Origin of the sequence: Nocardia sp. CWNU-33, from assembly GCF_046764895.1 — a bacterium.
In the GTDB taxonomy this organism is placed as follows: Bacteria; Actinomycetota; Actinomycetes; order Mycobacteriales; family Mycobacteriaceae; genus Nocardia.
The window spans coordinates 1-17,293 of sequence record NZ_JBKOQN010000037.1; the positions used below are offsets into that span (position 1 = coordinate 1).

The following is a 17,293-nucleotide window of genomic DNA, read 5'->3' on the forward strand; positions in this document are numbered from 1 at the left end:
AGACTGATAGCAGGGTGATCCTGCCACTGGAACCCGCCGGGTGGTGTCAAAATTCGCGGATACCAACACCTTCCGACCCGGACCGGTGTCGAGATTCACCGATCAACGATGTCGTGATTCACGGATAAAACCATCCGGGCGGACGTCGTCGGATTTCGCGGTGAGTACTGATGGTCAGTAGCGACAGATTCGCATGGAATCGGCCGCGGAAACCGCTGCAACAGTGTGGAACCAGGCAGGGACCTATCCCGTAGGACCCTCGCTATCAGCGGTCCGCGTAGCCCCCAGCGTTCCAGACAATCCACCGGAACTGGTTCGGCGGCAGCGACTGTCGCGCGGGAACGTCGGCTGTAGGTGAGCACGGCCAGAAACACACACCACAGCGATGGCAATACTGCCCAGCCCGCCACACCGAGTAGGCCACTGGACGTCCGCGCGCGATCCGGCTGCTGCGGCGTTCTCGCTTGACCGCGGCAGTCCACGCCAGGGTTGTTGGAGTAGCCAACGCGAGAAGCATGAAGGTCAGGACCACCATCGCCGAAGGCAAGTCGCCGCCGGGGTCTGGCCTATGGAAAGCGGCGAAGGTCAGCAGGAGTCCGGCGAGAAATGGGATCAGCATGAGCGCGCCGAAGCCCAGCAGGCGCCCCGAGGATCGCTGGGCGGGTTCCGGTGCGAGTGCTTGGGCGAGCATCGAGGTGTGGGTCCGCTCGATTGTCGTTGTGCCGAAAACGGGAACGAACCCCGACGATGTGATCCCGATGCCGTTGTAGGAGTTAGAGCCGGAGACGGACTGGACCCCGGTTGCGCGGATCGCCGGTACGGTCTGGACGCGGTCGATCTGTCCGCAGGTGGGGCATGAGATGTCGGTGTCCATGAGCAGGTCCCCTCCCGGCGGTATTGCGCTGCGATGAGGACTGTTGCGCGACAACACCGCTGCTGATATCCGGCATGGTGGTGATCTCCAGAATATTGGACTCTGCTGTGCTGTGAATGTCGATGATCAGCGGTGGGGGAGTGCGGCGATGTCGTGGTGTGCGGCTTCATGTGGCGGCCTTTCGACGTCGGGACGGACGGTAGAGGTTCGGCTCACCGAAGGGGCGGTGCCGAGCGTGAAATGTAGTACGGTCGCGGGTCGATGCCGTTTCGCGGTTATGGTGGATGCCAGGGAAGAACTTGGATCAGCGGTCAGGAAATCGTCGTGGACGACAACCGCAAGCCGTCGCGGTCCAGCGTGAACGGTTCACGAGAACTGGTAGAACGGCTGGAACGTGCCCGTAATCGCATTCGTGTGCGTCGGACTGCGGCGCGGGAGCGCGAGAAGACCGTGACCGCAGCGGTGAAGCGGTATATCGGGGCATGGCGAACGATCGACGAGCTCGAGCGCTGTCGCGACAGTGAGATCGCCGGACTCCAGCAGCGGATCGCCGAAATCCGCGAAAGCGCGGAAGCGGCGATCGTAGAGCGACGGACTGAGCAGGCGGTCGCCGCATCGGTGATCCATAGCTAAGGCCACAACTACGATGACATCGCCGAACTGTTGGAGATCACGCCGAAGCAGGCGCGCCAACTACTTTCCGCCGCAGGCGATAACATCACCGCGATCGCCACGCACGCTACGGACAGCACTCGGCGCATGAAACGGTCAGATGCCGCGATACCGCAGCAAGACAGAAGCCCGGATCCCGAGATCACCAATCCCCCCGCGTCGCCTGCCGCTGCGATGTAGAGCCGACCGCCTCACCTGTCGGGGCCGGAAGGTGTGATGCTGACTGTCACCTCTTGTCGAATTGCTCTTGCTCCCAGAGGGCCGCATGAGCAGCCGCCGATTCCGGGTGCCGGGCAGGCAGGTCTGGGACAGCATTGTGATGATGCAGAACCGTTCGTTATGTGTCGGTCGCAGCTGCTTGGCCAGTTCGCACGACCCGACCATCGCCGCCCTGGTCAGCTCCAGCAGCTGCATTGCGTGCCAGCGAGCTTCATCGGTCACCTCCGCAAGCGTGTCTCGCGTGGCCGCCCTTGCTCGCGTGAGTTGCCCGAGGATCCGCGGGGCGTGGTGCAGTGACATCTCGTCGACAATGTCCAAGCTGGCGAGACCCCGTATGTGGCAGGCCGATTGGTGGACGACGTCGATCGCTGCGAAGTACGCCGGTCGCAACGACACCCATTCTGATGGCGCAACGTCCATCTACACCCGTGCCCAATGAAGATCGCTTACCTCGAGGAACAACCCGGCGGCCGTCGATCTTACGCGAATCCTGTGGCCAGACTCCGCAGCCCCTGGTCGAGCACGCCGGTGAGCTCTTTGTCGGGATGCGCAAGCCAATGCTCGTATGCGGCAATGGCGACCCCCAGTGCGGAATGGCCGATGGCCTGCGGAATAAGGTCGCCTCGGGCCACGCCGAGCCGGGTCGCCGCGAATTCCGCTACGACCGCCCGCCATTCGACGTATTGCAGCGTGGAGTGCGCCTGCAGTGTGGGCACTCGCAGGATCAGTTCCATCCGTCTGCGATGCCAGGGCACTTCGGCGACGTCGAAGCGATTGAAGTCCACGACTACCCGCCGGATCGCCTCCATCATCGGCAGATCGGCGGGGCAGTCGACGAACTTCTGGCGCATCGTGTGCAGTTGCTCGCTGAAGTTGCCCCATACGACATCGTTCTTGGATTCGAAGTAGCGGAAGAACGTGCGCTTGCTGATGCCGACGACGTCGGCGATGTCGTCGACGGTGGTCGCCTCGAATCCCTTGCGTTCGAACAGCTCGAAGGCGGCGCACTCCAGTTCGTGCGCACTGGTCGATGGCCGCCGACCCGCTCGGCGCACACCCTCCGAACGGGTTGCCGATGAATTGCCGGACATCTATCCCTTCCATTATGGCACCCGGTGACATTATGCTGGCCGTCACACTCCGTCTATCGACCCAGGGAGAAGCGATCAATGAACGAACTCGAGACCAACCAGACCCTATCCCGCACCGACGACACGCTGGTCGAATCGGACCTGCTCGTCGAGGAGGTCTCGATCGACGGTATGTGCGGTGTCTACTGAGCGCCCGGATTTCGATCCGGCACAACCGTATTCGCTGGCAGCGTCGGTCACGCTGCGACCAGAGCCGTTCGGCGCGCTGGTCTACGACTACGTGACCCGCAGGCTCTCGTTCCTGAAGACCCCGGCGTTGGTGACCGTCGTGCGGGAATTGGAGCACCAGCCCACTGCGGGCGACGCCCTGACGGCGGCCGCAGTCCCCGCCCTCGAACGCGACCGATATCTGCAGGCGCTCGCCGGACTTTACGCGGCCGGAACGATCCGGCTCCGCGACCCGGCCCACGTCGGACAGGAGCCATGATGAGATTGGTGGAGCACTTCGAACACGGGTTGGACGCACCGATCTGCCTGACCTGGGAGCTGACCTACGCCTGCAATCTGGCCTGCGAGCACTGCCTGTCATCGTCGGGCCGCCGGGACCCGCGGGAGCTCAGCACCGCCGAATGCAAGGCGGTGATCGAGGAACTGCAGCGGATGCAGGTCTTCTACGTCAACATCGGCGGCGGCGAACCAACTGTCCGACCGGACTTCTGGGAGCTTCTCGACTACTCGGTCGATCACGGGGTGGGAGTCAAGTTCTCCACCAACGGAGTTCGGATCACCTCCGAACGCGCCCGGCAACTCGCCGCCACCGACTACGTGGATGTGCAGATCTCCATCGATGGCGCTACCGCAGAGGTCAACGACGCTGTACGCGGACCGGGTTCGTTCGCGATGGCCTACCGGGCGATGCAGAACCTTTCCGATGCCGGCTTCGAGAACTTCAAGATTTCGGTTGTCATGACTCGCCACAACGTGGCACAGCTGGACGAATTCAAAGCCATCGCCGACACATTCGGAGCCCAGTTGCGCATCACCCGGCTACGGCCGTCCGGGCGCGGTGCAGATGTCTGGTCCCAGCTGCACCCGACCGCCGACCAGCAGTTGCGGATCTACGACTGGCTGGTCGCCAACGGCGAGAACGTGCTGACCGGTGACTCGTTCTTCCATCTCAATGCGCTCGGCTCCACCCCGCTGCCCGGCTTGAACCTGTGCGGGGCGGGGCGAGTGGTATGCCTGATCGATCCGATCGGTGATGTCTATGCGTGCCCGTTCGCCATCCACGACCAGTTCCTCGCCGGTAACGTCCGCTCACCGGGCGGTTTCGAATCCGTCTGGCGCACTTCGGAACTGTTCACCCAACTGCGGCACCCGCAAAGCGGCGGCGCTTGCACCTCGTGTTCGGCCTACGACGCCTGCAAGGGCGGATGCATGGCCGCGAAATTCTTCACCGGCCTGCCGCTGGATGGCCCGGACCCCGAGTGCGTCCGGGGCAACGCCGAACTCGCGCTCGCCACCGTGGGCGCGGCACCGCGCCCCGACAAGGACCACTCCCGCCGCACCCGTCAGGTCGTACTCGGCCTGCCCGGCACCCGTCGGCCGATCCCGGAACGGGCCTGTGACGCCAGCCCTCTGACCGGACTCGACCGGTCCTGACCGAGCACAAGGACGCTCCATGAAGGACATGGTCACCCACCTCGAGCGCGCCCACGGGCTCACCCGAGGCCTGTGAGATGGGCGCGATCGAGCGAACCACAGCCGCCGACGCGCTTCCTGCCCCGGCCGGAACAACGCTGCGGATCGACAATTCGACGCGCCGCTATAACCGCGGTCGCGTGATGCTCGGGGGCGCACCGCTGCGGCTGCTGCGGCTATCGGACGCCGGTGCGCGGCTGGTGGAGCGGTGGGCTGCGGGCGCACCGGTAGGGACGGACGCGGCCGAGGGTGCGCTGGCACGCCGACTGGTGGATGCCGGATTCGCGCACCCGGTACCCATTGTCTCCCAGGGCTTCTCGGTCCGGGATGTGACTCTGGTTGTCCCGGTGAAGGACAATCCCGACGGAGTTGCCCGAACGCTACGGGCGACCGCGGATCTTGCCGACCGGATCGTGGTAGACGACGGCTCAAGCGAGCCTATCCCGTACGCAACCACTCGCCATCCCACCGCGCGGGGCCCGGCGGCCGCCCGCAACACCGGATGGCGCACCGCCACAACCGATCTCGTTGCCTTCCTCGACTCGGACACCATCCCTGAGCCCGAGTGGCTGGATACCGTGCTGCCCCTGTTCCACGACCCCAGCGTCGCGGTCGTGGCTCCACGTATTCGTTCGCTTGTTCATGGGCCGGTGGGGCGGTACGAAGCGGACCGATCGAGCCTGGACATGGGCCCGGACGCAGCGGGCGTGCGGCCGAACGGACGGGTCCGCTATGTGCCGTCGGCAGCGCTCGTCGTCCGGCGAGATGTGATGCGCGTCATCGGCGGATTCGACGACTCACTACGTTTCGGCGAGGATGTCGACCTGGTGTGGCGGATCCTCGCGACAGGGAGAACAGTTCGTTACCAACCGAATTCGATCGTGTGGCACGAACCACGCGGCACCGTTCGGGACTGGCTACGGCAACGATTCGACTACGGCACATCCGCGGCGCCGCTCGCCATCCGACACCCAGGAAATCTGAGCTGTGCTCAGCTCACCAAGCTGAACGCCACTGCCTGCGTACTGGCAGCTACCGGACATCCGGTACAGGCGGCAGCGATGTCGAGCGCGACCGTCATCGCTTGGGCACGGCGGCTACATCGCGGCGGTGTCCCTCTACCGAATGCCGCATCTTTCTCTGCGCGAGCATATTTCGCGACCATCGCGCAATTGGTCCACGCGATGCGGCGGACCTGGTGGCCGTTTGCCCTCTTCAGCCACCGTGGACGAGTCTTGTTCGCAGCGATCGTATCGGCCTGCGCGTTGAGCGACATGCTGGGCGGACGTGGCATCCGGTGGGCGGCACTGCGCTTGGCCGACGACCTCGCGTACGGGGCCGGCGTCTGGGCCGGATGCCTGCGCCAGCGCACCATCGCGCCGCTATTGCCGCGGCTCGCCCGATCACAGGGATCGCCCCGATGAACCTCGGGCACGCTCCCCGGCGAAGGCAGTGTTTATGCCACGGAATTCGCCTTCGCAACGCCTTCGCCCGTAGCTCGATCATGGCCCGATAGCCACATCCCGGTGGCGCTGAGGCTGAGGTGATCCGGCAGCCGACCGCCCCGCCATCCGGACCTATGGCCGAGGCGAGATCGGCAAATCCGACGGAAGAGGCTAATTTCGGGCACCGGGGAGCCGCACGGTCACGATCAGCGCCGGTTTGTCGTCGTCCGTCTCGTCGGGTTCGGCGACTTGATCCCACATGGAGTCGACCATGGGTTGCAGAAAGAGTCGTCCCAGTTGACGGATGATGATGTCGATGATCTGCGTTGAGTCCCGTCGGCGTGTGGATGCGATTCCGGCATCACGAGCTTTGGTGAGCTCGTTGCGGGTCAGCTCCGTCAGTCGCTCGAGCAGTTGCCCTTTCGGTCCTGCGGGGTCGAGTAGAGCGCGGCGTAGGTAGTTCACCACGGCCGGATTCGACGAGAGCATATGTTCGACCGCGGCGTCGCGTGCTGCGGCGACTTCCCTGGGTGTGCCGTTCCCGGGGGCCTGCGCGATGGCCTGAGCGAAGTAATCCACAACCAGTTGCTCAACGGCGTCGCGGATGCGGTCCTTGGTCTTGAAGTGGTGCACGAGTAGCCCGACCGTGACACCGGCAGCCGCGGCGATCGCCCGCATCGAGGTGCGATCTTCCCCGAATTCCGCATACAGGTCCATCGCCGCGTTGCGGATTCGTGCCTTCCCGGTCAGATCATCCACGCCCGCGCGTGGATCGGCATTCGTCGTCATCTGGCCCCCTTGGTCACGGCAGAAGTATACAGATCATGTAAATCACCGTACATTCAGACAGTATGCTATACATTTGTATAGCGCTGATGGATGGAAGGAGTGCAATGCTGGACTGTCTCGACGGTGTTCGCGTCGTATCCCTCGCGGTGAATCTTCCGGGCCCACTCGCGGCGGCGCATTTGGCGGGGTTCGGCGCGTCGGTTACCAAGATCGAACCTCCGGGTGGTGATCCCCTGGCTGCGGTCGCGCCGGGCTGGTACGCCGAACTGACCAGCAACCAGCAGGTCACGGTCTTGGATCTGAAGGACGCCGGTGATCGCGCCGAGCTGGACGCACTGCTGACGGGTGCCGATCTGCTGATTACCGCGATGCGCCCGTCGGCGCTGCGCAGGCTCGGGCTCGAAGACGCGCACGAGAGGTATCCCGGGCTGTCGCATGTGGAGATCGTCGGGTACGACGGGGCATTGGCGGAGGTTCCCGGACATGACCTGACGTACCAGGCGGCGCAGGGCACCCTGCAACCCCCATTGATGCCGACCGTTCCGGTCGTCGACCTTCTCGGCGCCGAACGCGCAGTGTCCGCCGCGCTCCTCGCCCTGCGAGCTGAGGCGGGGCGTGGTGTCGGACAACGCTATCGGGTGGTGCTCGAGGACGCGGCCGCCGACGCTGCGGCGGCGGTGCGGCACGGACTTGCCGGGAGCGGCGCGCCGCTGGGTGGCGCAACCCCGACGTATGGAATCTATGCCACCACAGACGGCCATATCGCGTTGGGTGCTCTCGAACCGCACTTCCGTACGAGGGTGCTCGATGCATTAGGCGTGGACGACACGCGCGAAGAGTTCGAGCGCGCCTTTGCTGCTGGCAGCACCACACAGTGGGAAGAACTCGCCGAGAAGGTGGACATCCCGCTCATCGGTATCCGAAATCCAACATCAGGAGATGCGAAGTGAGTGATCGGGAAGCAGTGATCGTCGGCGCGGTACGTACACCGGTCGGCAAACGGGGAGGTGCCCTGAGCCGGTGGCACCCGGTGGACCTGCTCGGGCACACCCTGCGAAACCTGGTCGAGCGCAGCGGGATCGACGCGACGCACATCGACGACGTGATAGCCGGATGCGCATTACAGCACGAACACCAGTCGGGAAACATCGGCCGGCACGCGGTGCTCTCGGCGGGCTTGCCGGAGTCGGTGCCCGCCGTCACCATCGACCGCCAATGTGGATCGGGCCAGCAGGCCGTCAACTTCGCCGCGCATGGCGTCATCGCCGGAACCTACGGTCTCGCGATCGCATGTGGCGTGGAGTCGATGTCCCAGGTGCCGATGCCGTCGGCGTTTCTGCCGGGCGCACCGCTGGGGCCACAGTACGGACCGCTCGAATTGGCCCGATACGACGGTGGCATGGTCGCGCAGGGGGCTGCGTCAGAGTTGTTGAACCACAGATACGAACTGGAACGTCAGGTTCTGGACGCCTTCAGCGTCCGCAGTCACGAACGTGCGTTCGCGGCGTCCCGAGCGGGAAAGTTCCGGGACCAGATGGTCCCGATCACCGCAGACCCGCACAACCCGTCGGGCCCGACAGTCGATGCTGACGAGGGGATCCGAGAGCACATCGACCCAGTCAAGATCGCGTCCCTGAAGCCGGTATTCGCCGCGGACGGTCACACCACGGCAGCCAACTCTTCTCAAATCAGCGACGGCGCCGCGGCCCTGCTGATCGCCGACCGCGAGTTCGCGCAGCGAAACGGGCTCATCCCGCGCGCCCGGTTCCGGGCTATGTCGGTTGCCGCGGCGGATCCGGTCATCCAATTCACCGCAGTCCTCGACGCCACCCGAAAGGCGCTGAAGCACTCCGGCCTGAGCATTGACGACATCGATCTGTTCGAGGTCAACGAGGCTTTCGCCGGTGTGCCCCTGATTGTTGCGCGCGAGTTCGGAATTCCCGACGACAAGCTCAACGTCAACGGCGGCTCGATCGCGATCGGGCATCCGCTCGGCTCCACGGGGGCGCGGATGCTCACCGACCTATTGTGCGAACTCGAGCGCACCGGCAAGAGCTACGGCCTGCAGATCATCTGCGAGGCGACCGGCACCGCCAACGCGACCATCATTGAACGAATCTGAGGAACAGCCATGGTCACGAACATCGTCAAGGGCCTGCCGTCGACGCACGGCGACCACTACCAGCTCAACACCACCAATCTGATCCGGCATGCGGTGCGCACCTACCCGGAACAGGAAATCGTGTACCGCAAGACCGATGGCGAATGGGAGAGGTACACCTACGCCGACGCCTACGTTCGGGTCAAGCGGGCCGCGAACGTGCTCAAGGGCCTCGGCGTCGGCCCAGCCGACACGGTCGGACTCCTCGACTGGAACAGCAAGCGGCACTTCGAGCTCAGTTGGGCCATTCCCGGCATCGCCGCGGTGATGCTGCAGATGAACCTGCGGCTGTCCACGGAAGACCTGAGCTACGTCACCGACCATGCCGACGCGTCGTGGATCCTGGTCGACGAAACCCTCATCCCGATCGCAGAGGCACTTGCTCCGCACGTGCCAAAGGTCAAGGGCTGGATCGTGATGTCGGACAAGCCGCTCGCCGAGATCAGCACCTCCCTCCAGAACGTCCGGCATTTCGAGGACCTCATGACCGAGGCCGACACCGAGATCGACTGGCCTGTCATCGATGAAACATCCACCTACAGTGCGTGTTACACATCGGGAACGACGGGTCGGCCGAAGGGCGTCTACTACTCACACCGTGGTAGCTACCTCCACGCGATGGCTATGGCCGCAGCCATCAACATGCGCCGCGACGACACCGCGATGCTCATCACCCCGATGTTCCACGGACAGTCGTGGGCGCTGCCGCACACCACGATGTGGGCGGCGGCGAAGGTCATCTTGCCCGGCCGCTATATGGCGGAGAACACGGCACTGCTGGTCGACATGATGATCGCAGAGAATGTGACCATCGCCAATGGCGCGCCGGCCATTTTCCAGCCGATGCTGGACTACATCAAGACCCTCGAGGTGAAGCCGGACTTCAGCAAGACTCGACTGCTCTCCGGCGCAACCGAGCCCGCGTTGTCGCTGATGCGGGAGTTCTACGAACTGACCGGCGCGGACTTCGTCCAGGGCTACGGTGCAACCGAGACGACGCCGCTGATCGCCATGAACATGGGCATCAAGCCCTCCTTGCAGGGCAAGATCACCGACGACGAGAAGTGGGACCTCAAACGCTTCCAGGGACTGCCGACCTCCGGTATCGATATCCGGATCGTCGACGCGGACGGCAACGACCTTCCGCCCGACGGCAAGAGTGTGGGGGAGGTGCTGATGCGCGGCCCGTGGGTCATCGAGCGTTACCACAAGCTCGACGACGACGCGGATCGCTTCCTCGACGGCTACTGGCGTAGCGGGGATGTCGGCATGATCTACCCGAACGGGTACTTCAAGCTGACCGACCGCATCAAGGACGTGGTCAAGAGTGGCGGCGAATGGATCTCGTCGATCGACATGGAGAACGCCATCGTCGGACACCCACTGGTACAGGACGCGGCGGTTGTGGGTATCAGGCACCCGAAGTGGCAGGAACGCCCGCTGGCCCTCGTCGTTCCCGTCGAGGGGGCGGAACTGAATCGAGACGACATCGTCAGTGTCCTCGAAGGACGGTTTGCCAAGTGGCAGTGGCCCGACACCGTCCTCTTTGTTGACCAATTGCCGCGGACCAGTGTTGGCAAGCTGGATAAGAAGGTTCTGCGGGTCGAGCACGCCGACGTGTACAAGGATGCGGACCAGTGAGCGAGCAGATCCTGCGTTCGGCTCGCGACGGGGCGGTGGCTCTGCTCGAGATCAATCGCCCGAAGGCGAAGAACAGCCTCAATGACGAACTGCTCGCCGCGATGGCTGCGGAACTCGCGGCGCTGCGATCCGACGCGAGTGTGCTGGCAGTCGTCATATCCGGTGCCGACGGCGTGTTCTGCGCCGGCGCCGACATCACGGCATTCGACGAGATCCGCGCTCAGCCGTTGCTGAGCGGCGAATCCGGTGGCACCTTCTGGTCGGTTCTGGCGACCTTCCCGAAACCGGTCATCGCCGCAGTGGAGACCTTCGCACTCGGCGGTGGCTGCGAACTGGCGCTCGCCTGCGACATCGTGATCGCCGGCGAGTCCGCCAGGTTCGGGGTTCCCGAGGCGAAGATCGGGGCGATCCCCGGCGCGGGCGGAACCCAGCGGCTCATTCGGGCAATCGGCAAGTCCAAGGCCATGGTCATGCTCCTGACCGGCGATTTCATGAATGCCGACCAGGCATACAACGCAGGGATGATCGCCGAGGTGGTGGCTGACGGGGAGGCCCTGTCCCGGGCAGTCGGCATGGCGCAGCGCATCGCCAAGAATTCGCCGCTCGCTGTGGCGCTCGCCAAGGATGCGGCCTTGCACTCGTTCGAGACCTCCCTGACGCAGGGACTCGAACACGAGAAGCGCAACTTCTTTGTCGCGGTGCATTCCGCAGACAGCCACGAGGGCCAGGCTGCGTTCCTCGACAAACGCGCCCCCCAGTTCACCGGAAAGTAGAAACCGTCATGTCTGAGCTATTCCCCGACTACGTCTCTCCCTGGGAGAACGAGGACCAGCAGCTGCTGCGCAAGCACGCTGCCGAGTTCTTCAGGAAGGAAGCAACGCCCAACCAGTCCAAGTGGGCAAAGCAGCAGCAGGTGGACCGCGAGTTCTGGGACAAGGCGGGCGCTGCGGGACTGCTGTGCCTGAACCTGCCCGAGCAATACGGCGGTGGCGGTGGTGGTTTCGGCCACGAAGTGGTGATCATGCAGGAGCGCGCCTACGCACACGACACGGCGTTCGGCTTCGGAGTGCACTCCGTGCTGGGCTCGCAGTACATCGCCTGCTACGCCTCCGAGGAGCAGAAAAAGCGGTGGATCCCGAAGCTGGTCAGCGGGGAAATGGTGATCGCGGTCGCGATGACCGAGCCCGGCACCGGATCGGACCTGCAGTCGATTCGCACCACCGCAGTCCGCGACGGTGACGACTACGTCATCAACGGCTCGAAGACGTTCATCTCCAACGGTTCCCATTGCGATCTGCTGGTGATCGTCGCGAGGACGGGCGCCGGGATCTCGCTCATCGTGGCCGAGACGAACGGACTTTCCGGGTTCGAGCGTGGGCGGGTGCTCGAGAAGATCGGCCAGCACGGCCAAGACACGCGCGAACTGTCCTTCACCGACATGCGTGTGCCGGTGGCGAACCTGCTCGGCGGTGTGGAGGGCAAGGGCTTCGCCCAGCTGATGGAGCAACTCCCGCGGGAGCGGCTCACCATCGGCATCGAGGCGGTCGCGATGGCCGAGGCAGCACTGCTCGAGACGATCAAGTACGCCAAGGAGCGCACCGCCTTCGGCAAGCCGATCCTCGATTTCCAGAACACGAAGTTCGTACTGGCCGAGTGCAAGGCGGAGGTACTCGCCGGCAAGGCATTCATCGACTACTGCATTGGGCGCTACCTCGACGGAAAGCTCGATGCGGCAACGGCATCGATGGCGAAGATGTGGGGATCCGACAAGCAGGTCGAGATCATCGACCGCTGCCTGCAGATCTTCGGCGGGTACGGCTACATGATGGAGTACCCGATCGCCCAGATGTACGCGGCAGCCAGGGTGCAGAAGATCTACGGCGGCACCAACGAGATCATGAAGGTCCTCATCGCGCGGAGCCTGTAGCTACCGAAATTCGCTATCGCACAACATTCTCGGATCGAAGGAGCAATCACATGGAAATTGCAGGCAGTCGCGCGCTGGTCACGGGCGCAGCATCCGGGCTCGGCCTCGCCACAGTGGAGGCACTGGTGAAGTCCGGCGCTCGGGTGGTCGCGATCGACCTCCCGTCCGCCGACACCGACACCCTCACCGCCCTCGGCGAGTCCGTCCAGTTCGTAGCCGCTGATGTCACCGATGAGGACGCGGTGGCCAAAGCGGTCGAGATCGCCAACGCCGACGGCTCGCTGCGCATAGTGGTGAACTGCGCTGGGGTCGGAAGCGGCATCAGGACGGTCAGCGGGAGTGGGCCTTTCCCGCTCGCCGCGTTCGACAAGGTCATTCAGATCAATCTGGTCGGCACCTTCAACGTGCTGCGCCTCGCGGCCTACGCCATGTCGAAGAACGAGCCGATAGACGGGGAGCGTGGCGTCATCATCAACACCTCCTCCGGCGCCGCCTTCGACGGTCAGATCGGTCAGGCGGCATACGCGGCTTCCAAGGGCGGCGTGCTGGCGGCGACCCTGCCGATCGCCCGGGACCTGGCGTCGGTACTGATCCGGGTCAATACCATTGCCCCGGGCCTGTTCAAGACGCCACTGCTCGCGGCGCTTCCGGATACGGTGATGACGGCACTGGAGGCGTTGACGCTGCACCCGCACCGGCTCGGGGATCCCAGGGAGTACGCGCATCTGGTGGAGGCCATCGTGACCAACCCGATGCTCAACGGCGAAACCATCCGTCTCGACGGTGCCGTCCGGATGCCTCCACGATGATGTCGGCGAGCGAACAAGCTGGTCTCATCCACGCGGATGACCTGACGGTGGGTGAACGGTACGAGTTCGCTCACCACACCGTGACCGAACAGGAGATGATCGACTTCGCCTCCGTGTGGGATCCGCAGCTGTTCCACACCGACCGGGAGGTCGCCGACAAGGGTCAGTTCGGCGGACTCATCGCCAGTGGCCTGCACACCCTCTCGATTTACCAGCGGCTCGCCGTCACCAGGGTGAGCGGACGATGGAATGTCATCGCGGGGCGAAAGATCCGTGAGGCCAAGTTCCTTCGCCCAGTGCGGCCGAACGACGTGCTGACCGGATCGATGGTGATCGAAGAGGTCTCGTTGGACGACCGGGCGCGTGGCCTGGTTACCACGTCCGCGGAGCTCGTCAATGGTGTGGGCGTGGCGGTGCTGTCGGTCGTCTCGGATGTCTTTGTGCACAGTCGCCCACACTGAGCATGCCTACCACGCCGCGCTGCCGATCCGCTGAGCTGATGCCACGGGCGCAGGTTGGGAGCAGCGGGTCAACGGCGCCGGCATTGCACGAAGCGGCGGACTTCCGCCATCACAGCAGGGCGAGATCTCTTGACTGCTGAATTCGCAACGGAGTCACTGAAATTCGACGGCGGCGTGCCAGTTCGTCCGGTTTTTTCGGTCCTACTTGTGGCAGCACTGGTGGTGCGCGCCCCTGTCTGTTCTGCGGGTCGCGTGAGCCGGTCAGGACAACGAATCTCGCCATTCTTCTGTCAGAAGACCGTAAACATTTTGTGCGCCAATACCATTGACACTTTAATGCCACAGTCTTAATGTGGCCGATATGACGCAGGCCACTACGCGACAGGCGATGATCGACTCTGCGGAGCAGCTCATCGCGGAGCGCGGATTATCAGCGCTGACTCTGAAGGAGGTTCAGATCGCCGCCGGTCAGTCGAACCGGTCGGCGGCGAAGTATCACTTCGGTTCACGCGACGGACTTCTCGACGCGGTCATCGGCGCACGGATGTCGCCGGTCAACGAGTGTCGTGAACGCCTACTCGCTGAATTGGACGCTCACGGTTCGCCTCCTAGCATTCGCCAAGCCGTCGAGATCTTGGTCCGGCCGATCGCGGCCGAGACTTTGGGACGCAAAGGAAGTCGTTACGCCCGCTTCCTCAGTCAGGCAATGTTCGACCCCGTGCTCGCCGAGAAAATTCAGAAACATATGAGTGCGGAAAGCTTTCGGCGCGCAGAGGAAATGGTCATCACGGTTGCCAACGCTCCGCGAGAGGTCGCTGAATGGCGTGCCGTGAACATCGTCAATCTCGCCATCATCACTCTCGCAAGATGGGAGGACAAGGACCGCAGCCTGGAGCTGACGGCTCGGATCATTTCCGAACTCATCGATTCCTGCGTGGCCATCCTGGCAGCGCAGGTGTCGGCCACCACTAGCGATCAAGGACTTTTGACATGACGACCTTCTTTTCCACTGCCGAAATCAGCCCCACACCCACAGATCCGTTGGCTGTCATGGGCCCGCTGGTAGCGCGACGAACCAATGAGGCGTTCGACGGTGCGCCGTACGAGAGACTCACGGTATCGCCGAGCACGCCGACCATCGGCGCCGAGATCTCGGGAATCCGCCTGACCGGCGACCTTCCCGACGAGACGATGGCCGAGCTGCGACGAGCCCTCCTCGAATGGAAGGTGCTGTTCTTCCGTGATCAGAACATCGACCGCAGCGAGCACCGCGCATTTGCCCAACGGTGGGGAGCACTCGAGCGGCATCCCTTCTTCAAGTACACCCAGCCCGGCCAGACGGACGCGGATGTCGCGACCCTTGCCAAGGATGCGATGGCCAGTGGCGTGGAGAACACCTGGCACAACGACGTAACTTGGCACGAGCTGCCGTCGTTCGCGGCCGTGTTGCGTGCGGTGGAAGTCCCGGCGGTCGGAGGTGACACCCTGTGGGCGGATATGGCAGCGGCTTATGATCTTCTTCCCGAAAATATCCGGGCGCGAATCGATCCCCTTGTTGCCGAACATGACTGGATCAACTCCTTCGGCAGGTTCATGCCGGCGGAGACCGTGGACATGCTTCGCCCCCAATTCCCGGCAGTGGAACACCCCGTGGTTCGGGTGATTCCTGAGACGGGTAGACGAGTCCTCTTTGCCAACAGCGGCTTCACTCAGCGAATCGTCGGAATCTCCGAGGCGGAGTCCAACGAACTGCTGACCATGCTTTTCCGGCATGTTCAGCGCCCGGAGTTTCAGGTGCGGCTGCGTTGGCAGCCGAACACTGTTGCGATGTGGGACAACCGGACTTGTCAACACTATGCCGCCAGCGATTACTTTCCTGCGCGACGAATAATGGATCGAATCTCGATCGTGGGCGAGCGACCCGTCGGAATTTCTTCCTGACTTTCCCGGCCGCGGGCCGAGGCGGCCGGCATCGCGTCTCCCAGCAGGCTGCTGCAATTTTCGCCTCGGCTCCGACGCCTATTCCTGAGCGTTGCATCGTGCCGCTCGAACCATGCCATAGCTGTGTGCTGCATGGCATCCGATGATGTATGCGGCCTGTTACAGGCGCGAATCAGGTCACCAGGAGTTCCCTTGACCACCAATGAAACGAAGGAGCCAATCCTTCCTGATGCCGTGAAGCTGATGCCTTCGACCCGACGTGCATGGCTGGTGACGGGTCTGTTGTTCGTGTTCATCGTGATCAACTTTGGCGATAAGGCTCTGTTGGGTCTGGCCTCCAAACCATTGAGCGCAGCGTTCGGTTTGGATGCCGCTGGCTACGGTCTGGTAGCAAGCAGCTTCTTCCTGTTGTTCAGTGTGTCCGGGGTGCTGGTCGGCTTCCTCGCCAATCGACTACCGACGCGTTGGTTGCTGCTCGTTCTCGTCCTTGTCTGGTCGCTGTCGCTGTCGCCGATGGTATGGACAAGCTCGGTTGCTGTCCTGGTCGCATCGCGCATCACATTGGGTGCGGCGGAGGGGCCTGCTTATGGTTTGGCGAATCACTCGATGTTCAAATGGTTTTCCGAGAGCAAGCGTCAACTGCCGAGCAGTGTTCTGCTGATGGGAAGCAGCGTCGGCACCCTGTTCGCCGCACCGGGCCTCACTTGGGTCATCCAGAATGTTGATTGGCGTGCGGCGTTTGCGCTTATGGCTCTGCTGGGCGTGTTTTGGTGTGTCTTGTGGGTCGTGCTCGTTCGCGAAGAGGGTCCGTACGGGGCGAGTGGCGAAGTCACCGTATCGGACGAACCATCATTGACTGTGGCGGAACACCACGTCGCCTACCGCCGGATCTTCTTCTCGGGAACCTTCATCGGCAGCATCTTGCTGGGATTTGCCGCGTACTTCGGGGTCGCGATCGCCGTCGCATGGGTGCCGCAGTTCCTGCAGGACGGGCACGGGCTGTCGCCGACAGCCGCGGGAAATGTGGTCGCCGCGTTCTGGGCCGTCGCGGGTGGGCTGATTCTCGGGACCGGGTTGCTGTCGCAACGGCTGACGTTGCGGGGCGTGAGCACCACGTGGTCCAGAGGAATGCTCAGCGTGGCAATGGTGCTGCTCGGCGGCATCCTCACACTGCTCGGTGCCCTCGCCTCGTCACCGACGTTGAGCGTAGCGTTGCTGATGGCGGGCATCGCGGCGCCGGGCGGCGTCGTGGCGATTATCGTGACACTGAACGAAGAGATATCACCGGTTCGGCAACGCGGGGCAATCCTGGGCACAACAGTTGCTCTCGCAACCCTGGCCGGCCTGATTGCCCCGACCATGATGGGAAACCTCGTCGACTCGGCACCGAATGCACTCGCCGGCTACACCACCGGGTTCCTGATACTCGCGGTCATCTGCATAGTTGCCGCAGCAGTCGGCGCGGCCCTGATCAGACCCGGTTGCGATGCGTCGCGTCTTCGGCGGCCGCTGTGAACCCCCGAGGCGTGGACTCGACCCACGATGTGTTCAGGATCAGCGTC

18 protein-coding genes are annotated in these 17,293 nt (G+C 63.7%); 15 read left to right on the forward strand and 3 right to left on the reverse strand.

The features are described from left to right. Positions 1–265: 265 nt before the first annotated feature. Entirely contained in the window at positions 266–874 is a 609-nt protein-coding gene (locus tag ACLMAL_RS32960; RefSeq protein ID WP_412002635.1) for a hypothetical protein, read from the reverse strand. A 324-nt stretch (positions 875–1,198) separates the two neighbouring features. Here ACLMAL_RS32960 and ACLMAL_RS32965 point away from each other — a divergent pair, with 324 nt between their 5' ends. Continuing rightward, entirely contained in the window at positions 1,199–1,507 is a 309-nt protein-coding gene (locus ACLMAL_RS32965; RefSeq protein WP_412002636.1) for a hypothetical protein, read from the forward strand. Between the two features lie 737 nt (positions 1,508–2,244). On the opposite strand, the gene mftR is transcribed toward ACLMAL_RS32965, so the two are convergent. Further along, entirely contained in the window at positions 2,245–2,856 is a 612-nt protein-coding gene (gene mftR / locus ACLMAL_RS32970; RefSeq protein ID WP_412002637.1) for a mycofactocin system transcriptional regulator, read from the reverse strand. A 78-nt stretch (positions 2,857–2,934) separates the two neighbouring features. Between mftR and mftA the strand changes: the two genes are divergently transcribed. From mftA to mftF, 4 genes are all read left to right on the forward strand, one after another. After that, positions 2,935–3,045, forward strand: a complete 111-nt coding sequence (gene mftA, locus ACLMAL_RS32975; protein WP_412002638.1) for a mycofactocin precursor MftA — start codon at positions 2,935–2,937, stop codon at positions 3,043–3,045. After that, positions 3,035–3,343, forward strand: a complete 309-nt coding sequence (gene mftB / locus ACLMAL_RS32980; RefSeq protein ID WP_412002639.1) for a mycofactocin biosynthesis chaperone MftB — start codon at positions 3,035–3,037, stop codon at positions 3,341–3,343. The genes mftA and mftB overlap by 11 nt, the downstream gene beginning before the upstream one ends. Continuing rightward, entirely contained in the window at positions 3,343–4,518 is a 1,176-nt protein-coding gene (mftC, locus tag ACLMAL_RS32985) for a mycofactocin radical SAM maturase (protein WP_412002640.1), read from the forward strand. Before mftB ends, mftC begins: the two co-directional genes overlap by 1 nt. Positions 4,519–4,595: 77 nt before the next feature. Then, positions 4,596–5,981 (forward strand): mycofactocin biosynthesis glycosyltransferase MftF, encoded by a 1,386-nt coding sequence (gene mftF / locus ACLMAL_RS32990; RefSeq protein WP_412002641.1) that lies wholly within the window; start codon positions 4,596–4,598, stop codon positions 5,979–5,981. A 192-nt stretch (positions 5,982–6,173) separates the two neighbouring features. On the opposite strand, the gene ACLMAL_RS32995 is transcribed toward mftF, so the two are convergent. Continuing rightward, positions 6,174–6,791, reverse strand: coding sequence for a TetR/AcrR family transcriptional regulator (locus ACLMAL_RS32995; protein WP_412002642.1), 618 nt, complete (start codon positions 6,789–6,791; stop codon positions 6,174–6,176). 104 nt (positions 6,792–6,895) lie between these two features. On the opposite strand from ACLMAL_RS32995, the gene ACLMAL_RS33000 reads away from it, so the two are divergent. The 10 genes from ACLMAL_RS33000 to ACLMAL_RS33045 all read left to right on the forward strand — a co-directional run bounded on the left by ACLMAL_RS33000 (position 6,896) and on the right by ACLMAL_RS33045 (position 17,246). Beyond that, positions 6,896–7,741, forward strand: coding sequence for a CoA transferase (locus ACLMAL_RS33000; protein WP_412002643.1), 846 nt, complete (start codon positions 6,896–6,898; stop codon positions 7,739–7,741). After that, positions 7,738–8,913: a thiolase family protein gene (locus ACLMAL_RS33005; protein ID WP_412002644.1), complete on the forward strand. Its 1,176-nt coding sequence runs from the start codon at positions 7,738–7,740 to the stop codon at positions 8,911–8,913. Before ACLMAL_RS33000 ends, ACLMAL_RS33005 begins: the two co-directional genes overlap by 4 nt. A 9-nt stretch (positions 8,914–8,922) precedes the next feature. Continuing rightward, a complete protein-coding gene (locus ACLMAL_RS33010) occupies positions 8,923–10,593 on the forward strand; it encodes a long-chain-fatty-acid--CoA ligase (protein WP_412002645.1) in 1,671 nt (556 codons plus the stop codon). Beyond that, positions 10,590–11,366 (forward strand): enoyl-CoA hydratase-related protein, encoded by a 777-nt coding sequence (locus ACLMAL_RS33015; protein ID WP_412002646.1) that lies wholly within the window; start codon positions 10,590–10,592, stop codon positions 11,364–11,366. Before ACLMAL_RS33010 ends, ACLMAL_RS33015 begins: the two co-directional genes overlap by 4 nt. An 8-nt stretch (positions 11,367–11,374) precedes the next feature. After that, positions 11,375–12,520: an acyl-CoA dehydrogenase family protein gene (locus ACLMAL_RS33020; protein WP_412002647.1), complete on the forward strand. Its 1,146-nt coding sequence runs from the start codon at positions 11,375–11,377 to the stop codon at positions 12,518–12,520. Positions 12,521–12,570: 50 nt separating this feature from the next. Then, complete coding sequence (locus ACLMAL_RS33025) at positions 12,571–13,329, forward strand: SDR family NAD(P)-dependent oxidoreductase (RefSeq protein WP_412002648.1); 759 nt, start codon at positions 12,571–12,573, stop codon at positions 13,327–13,329. After that, positions 13,326–13,790 carry a MaoC/PaaZ C-terminal domain-containing protein gene (locus ACLMAL_RS33030; protein WP_412002649.1) on the forward strand — a complete coding sequence of 155 codons (465 nt, stop codon included), beginning with the start codon at positions 13,326–13,328 and terminating at the stop codon, positions 13,788–13,790. Before ACLMAL_RS33025 ends, ACLMAL_RS33030 begins: the two co-directional genes overlap by 4 nt. Positions 13,791–14,151: 361 nt before the next feature. Beyond that, positions 14,152–14,784: a TetR/AcrR family transcriptional regulator gene (locus tag ACLMAL_RS33035; protein WP_412002685.1), complete on the forward strand. Its 633-nt coding sequence runs from the start codon at positions 14,152–14,154 to the stop codon at positions 14,782–14,784. Further along, positions 14,781–15,731, forward strand: coding sequence for a TauD/TfdA dioxygenase family protein (locus ACLMAL_RS33040; RefSeq protein ID WP_412002650.1), 951 nt, complete (start codon positions 14,781–14,783; stop codon positions 15,729–15,731). The genes ACLMAL_RS33035 and ACLMAL_RS33040 overlap by 4 nt, the downstream gene beginning before the upstream one ends. 192 nt (positions 15,732–15,923) lie before the next feature. After that, positions 15,924–17,246: an MFS transporter gene (locus tag ACLMAL_RS33045; protein ID WP_412002651.1), complete on the forward strand. Its 1,323-nt coding sequence runs from the start codon at positions 15,924–15,926 to the stop codon at positions 17,244–17,246. Positions 17,247–17,293 lie beyond the last annotated feature (47 nt).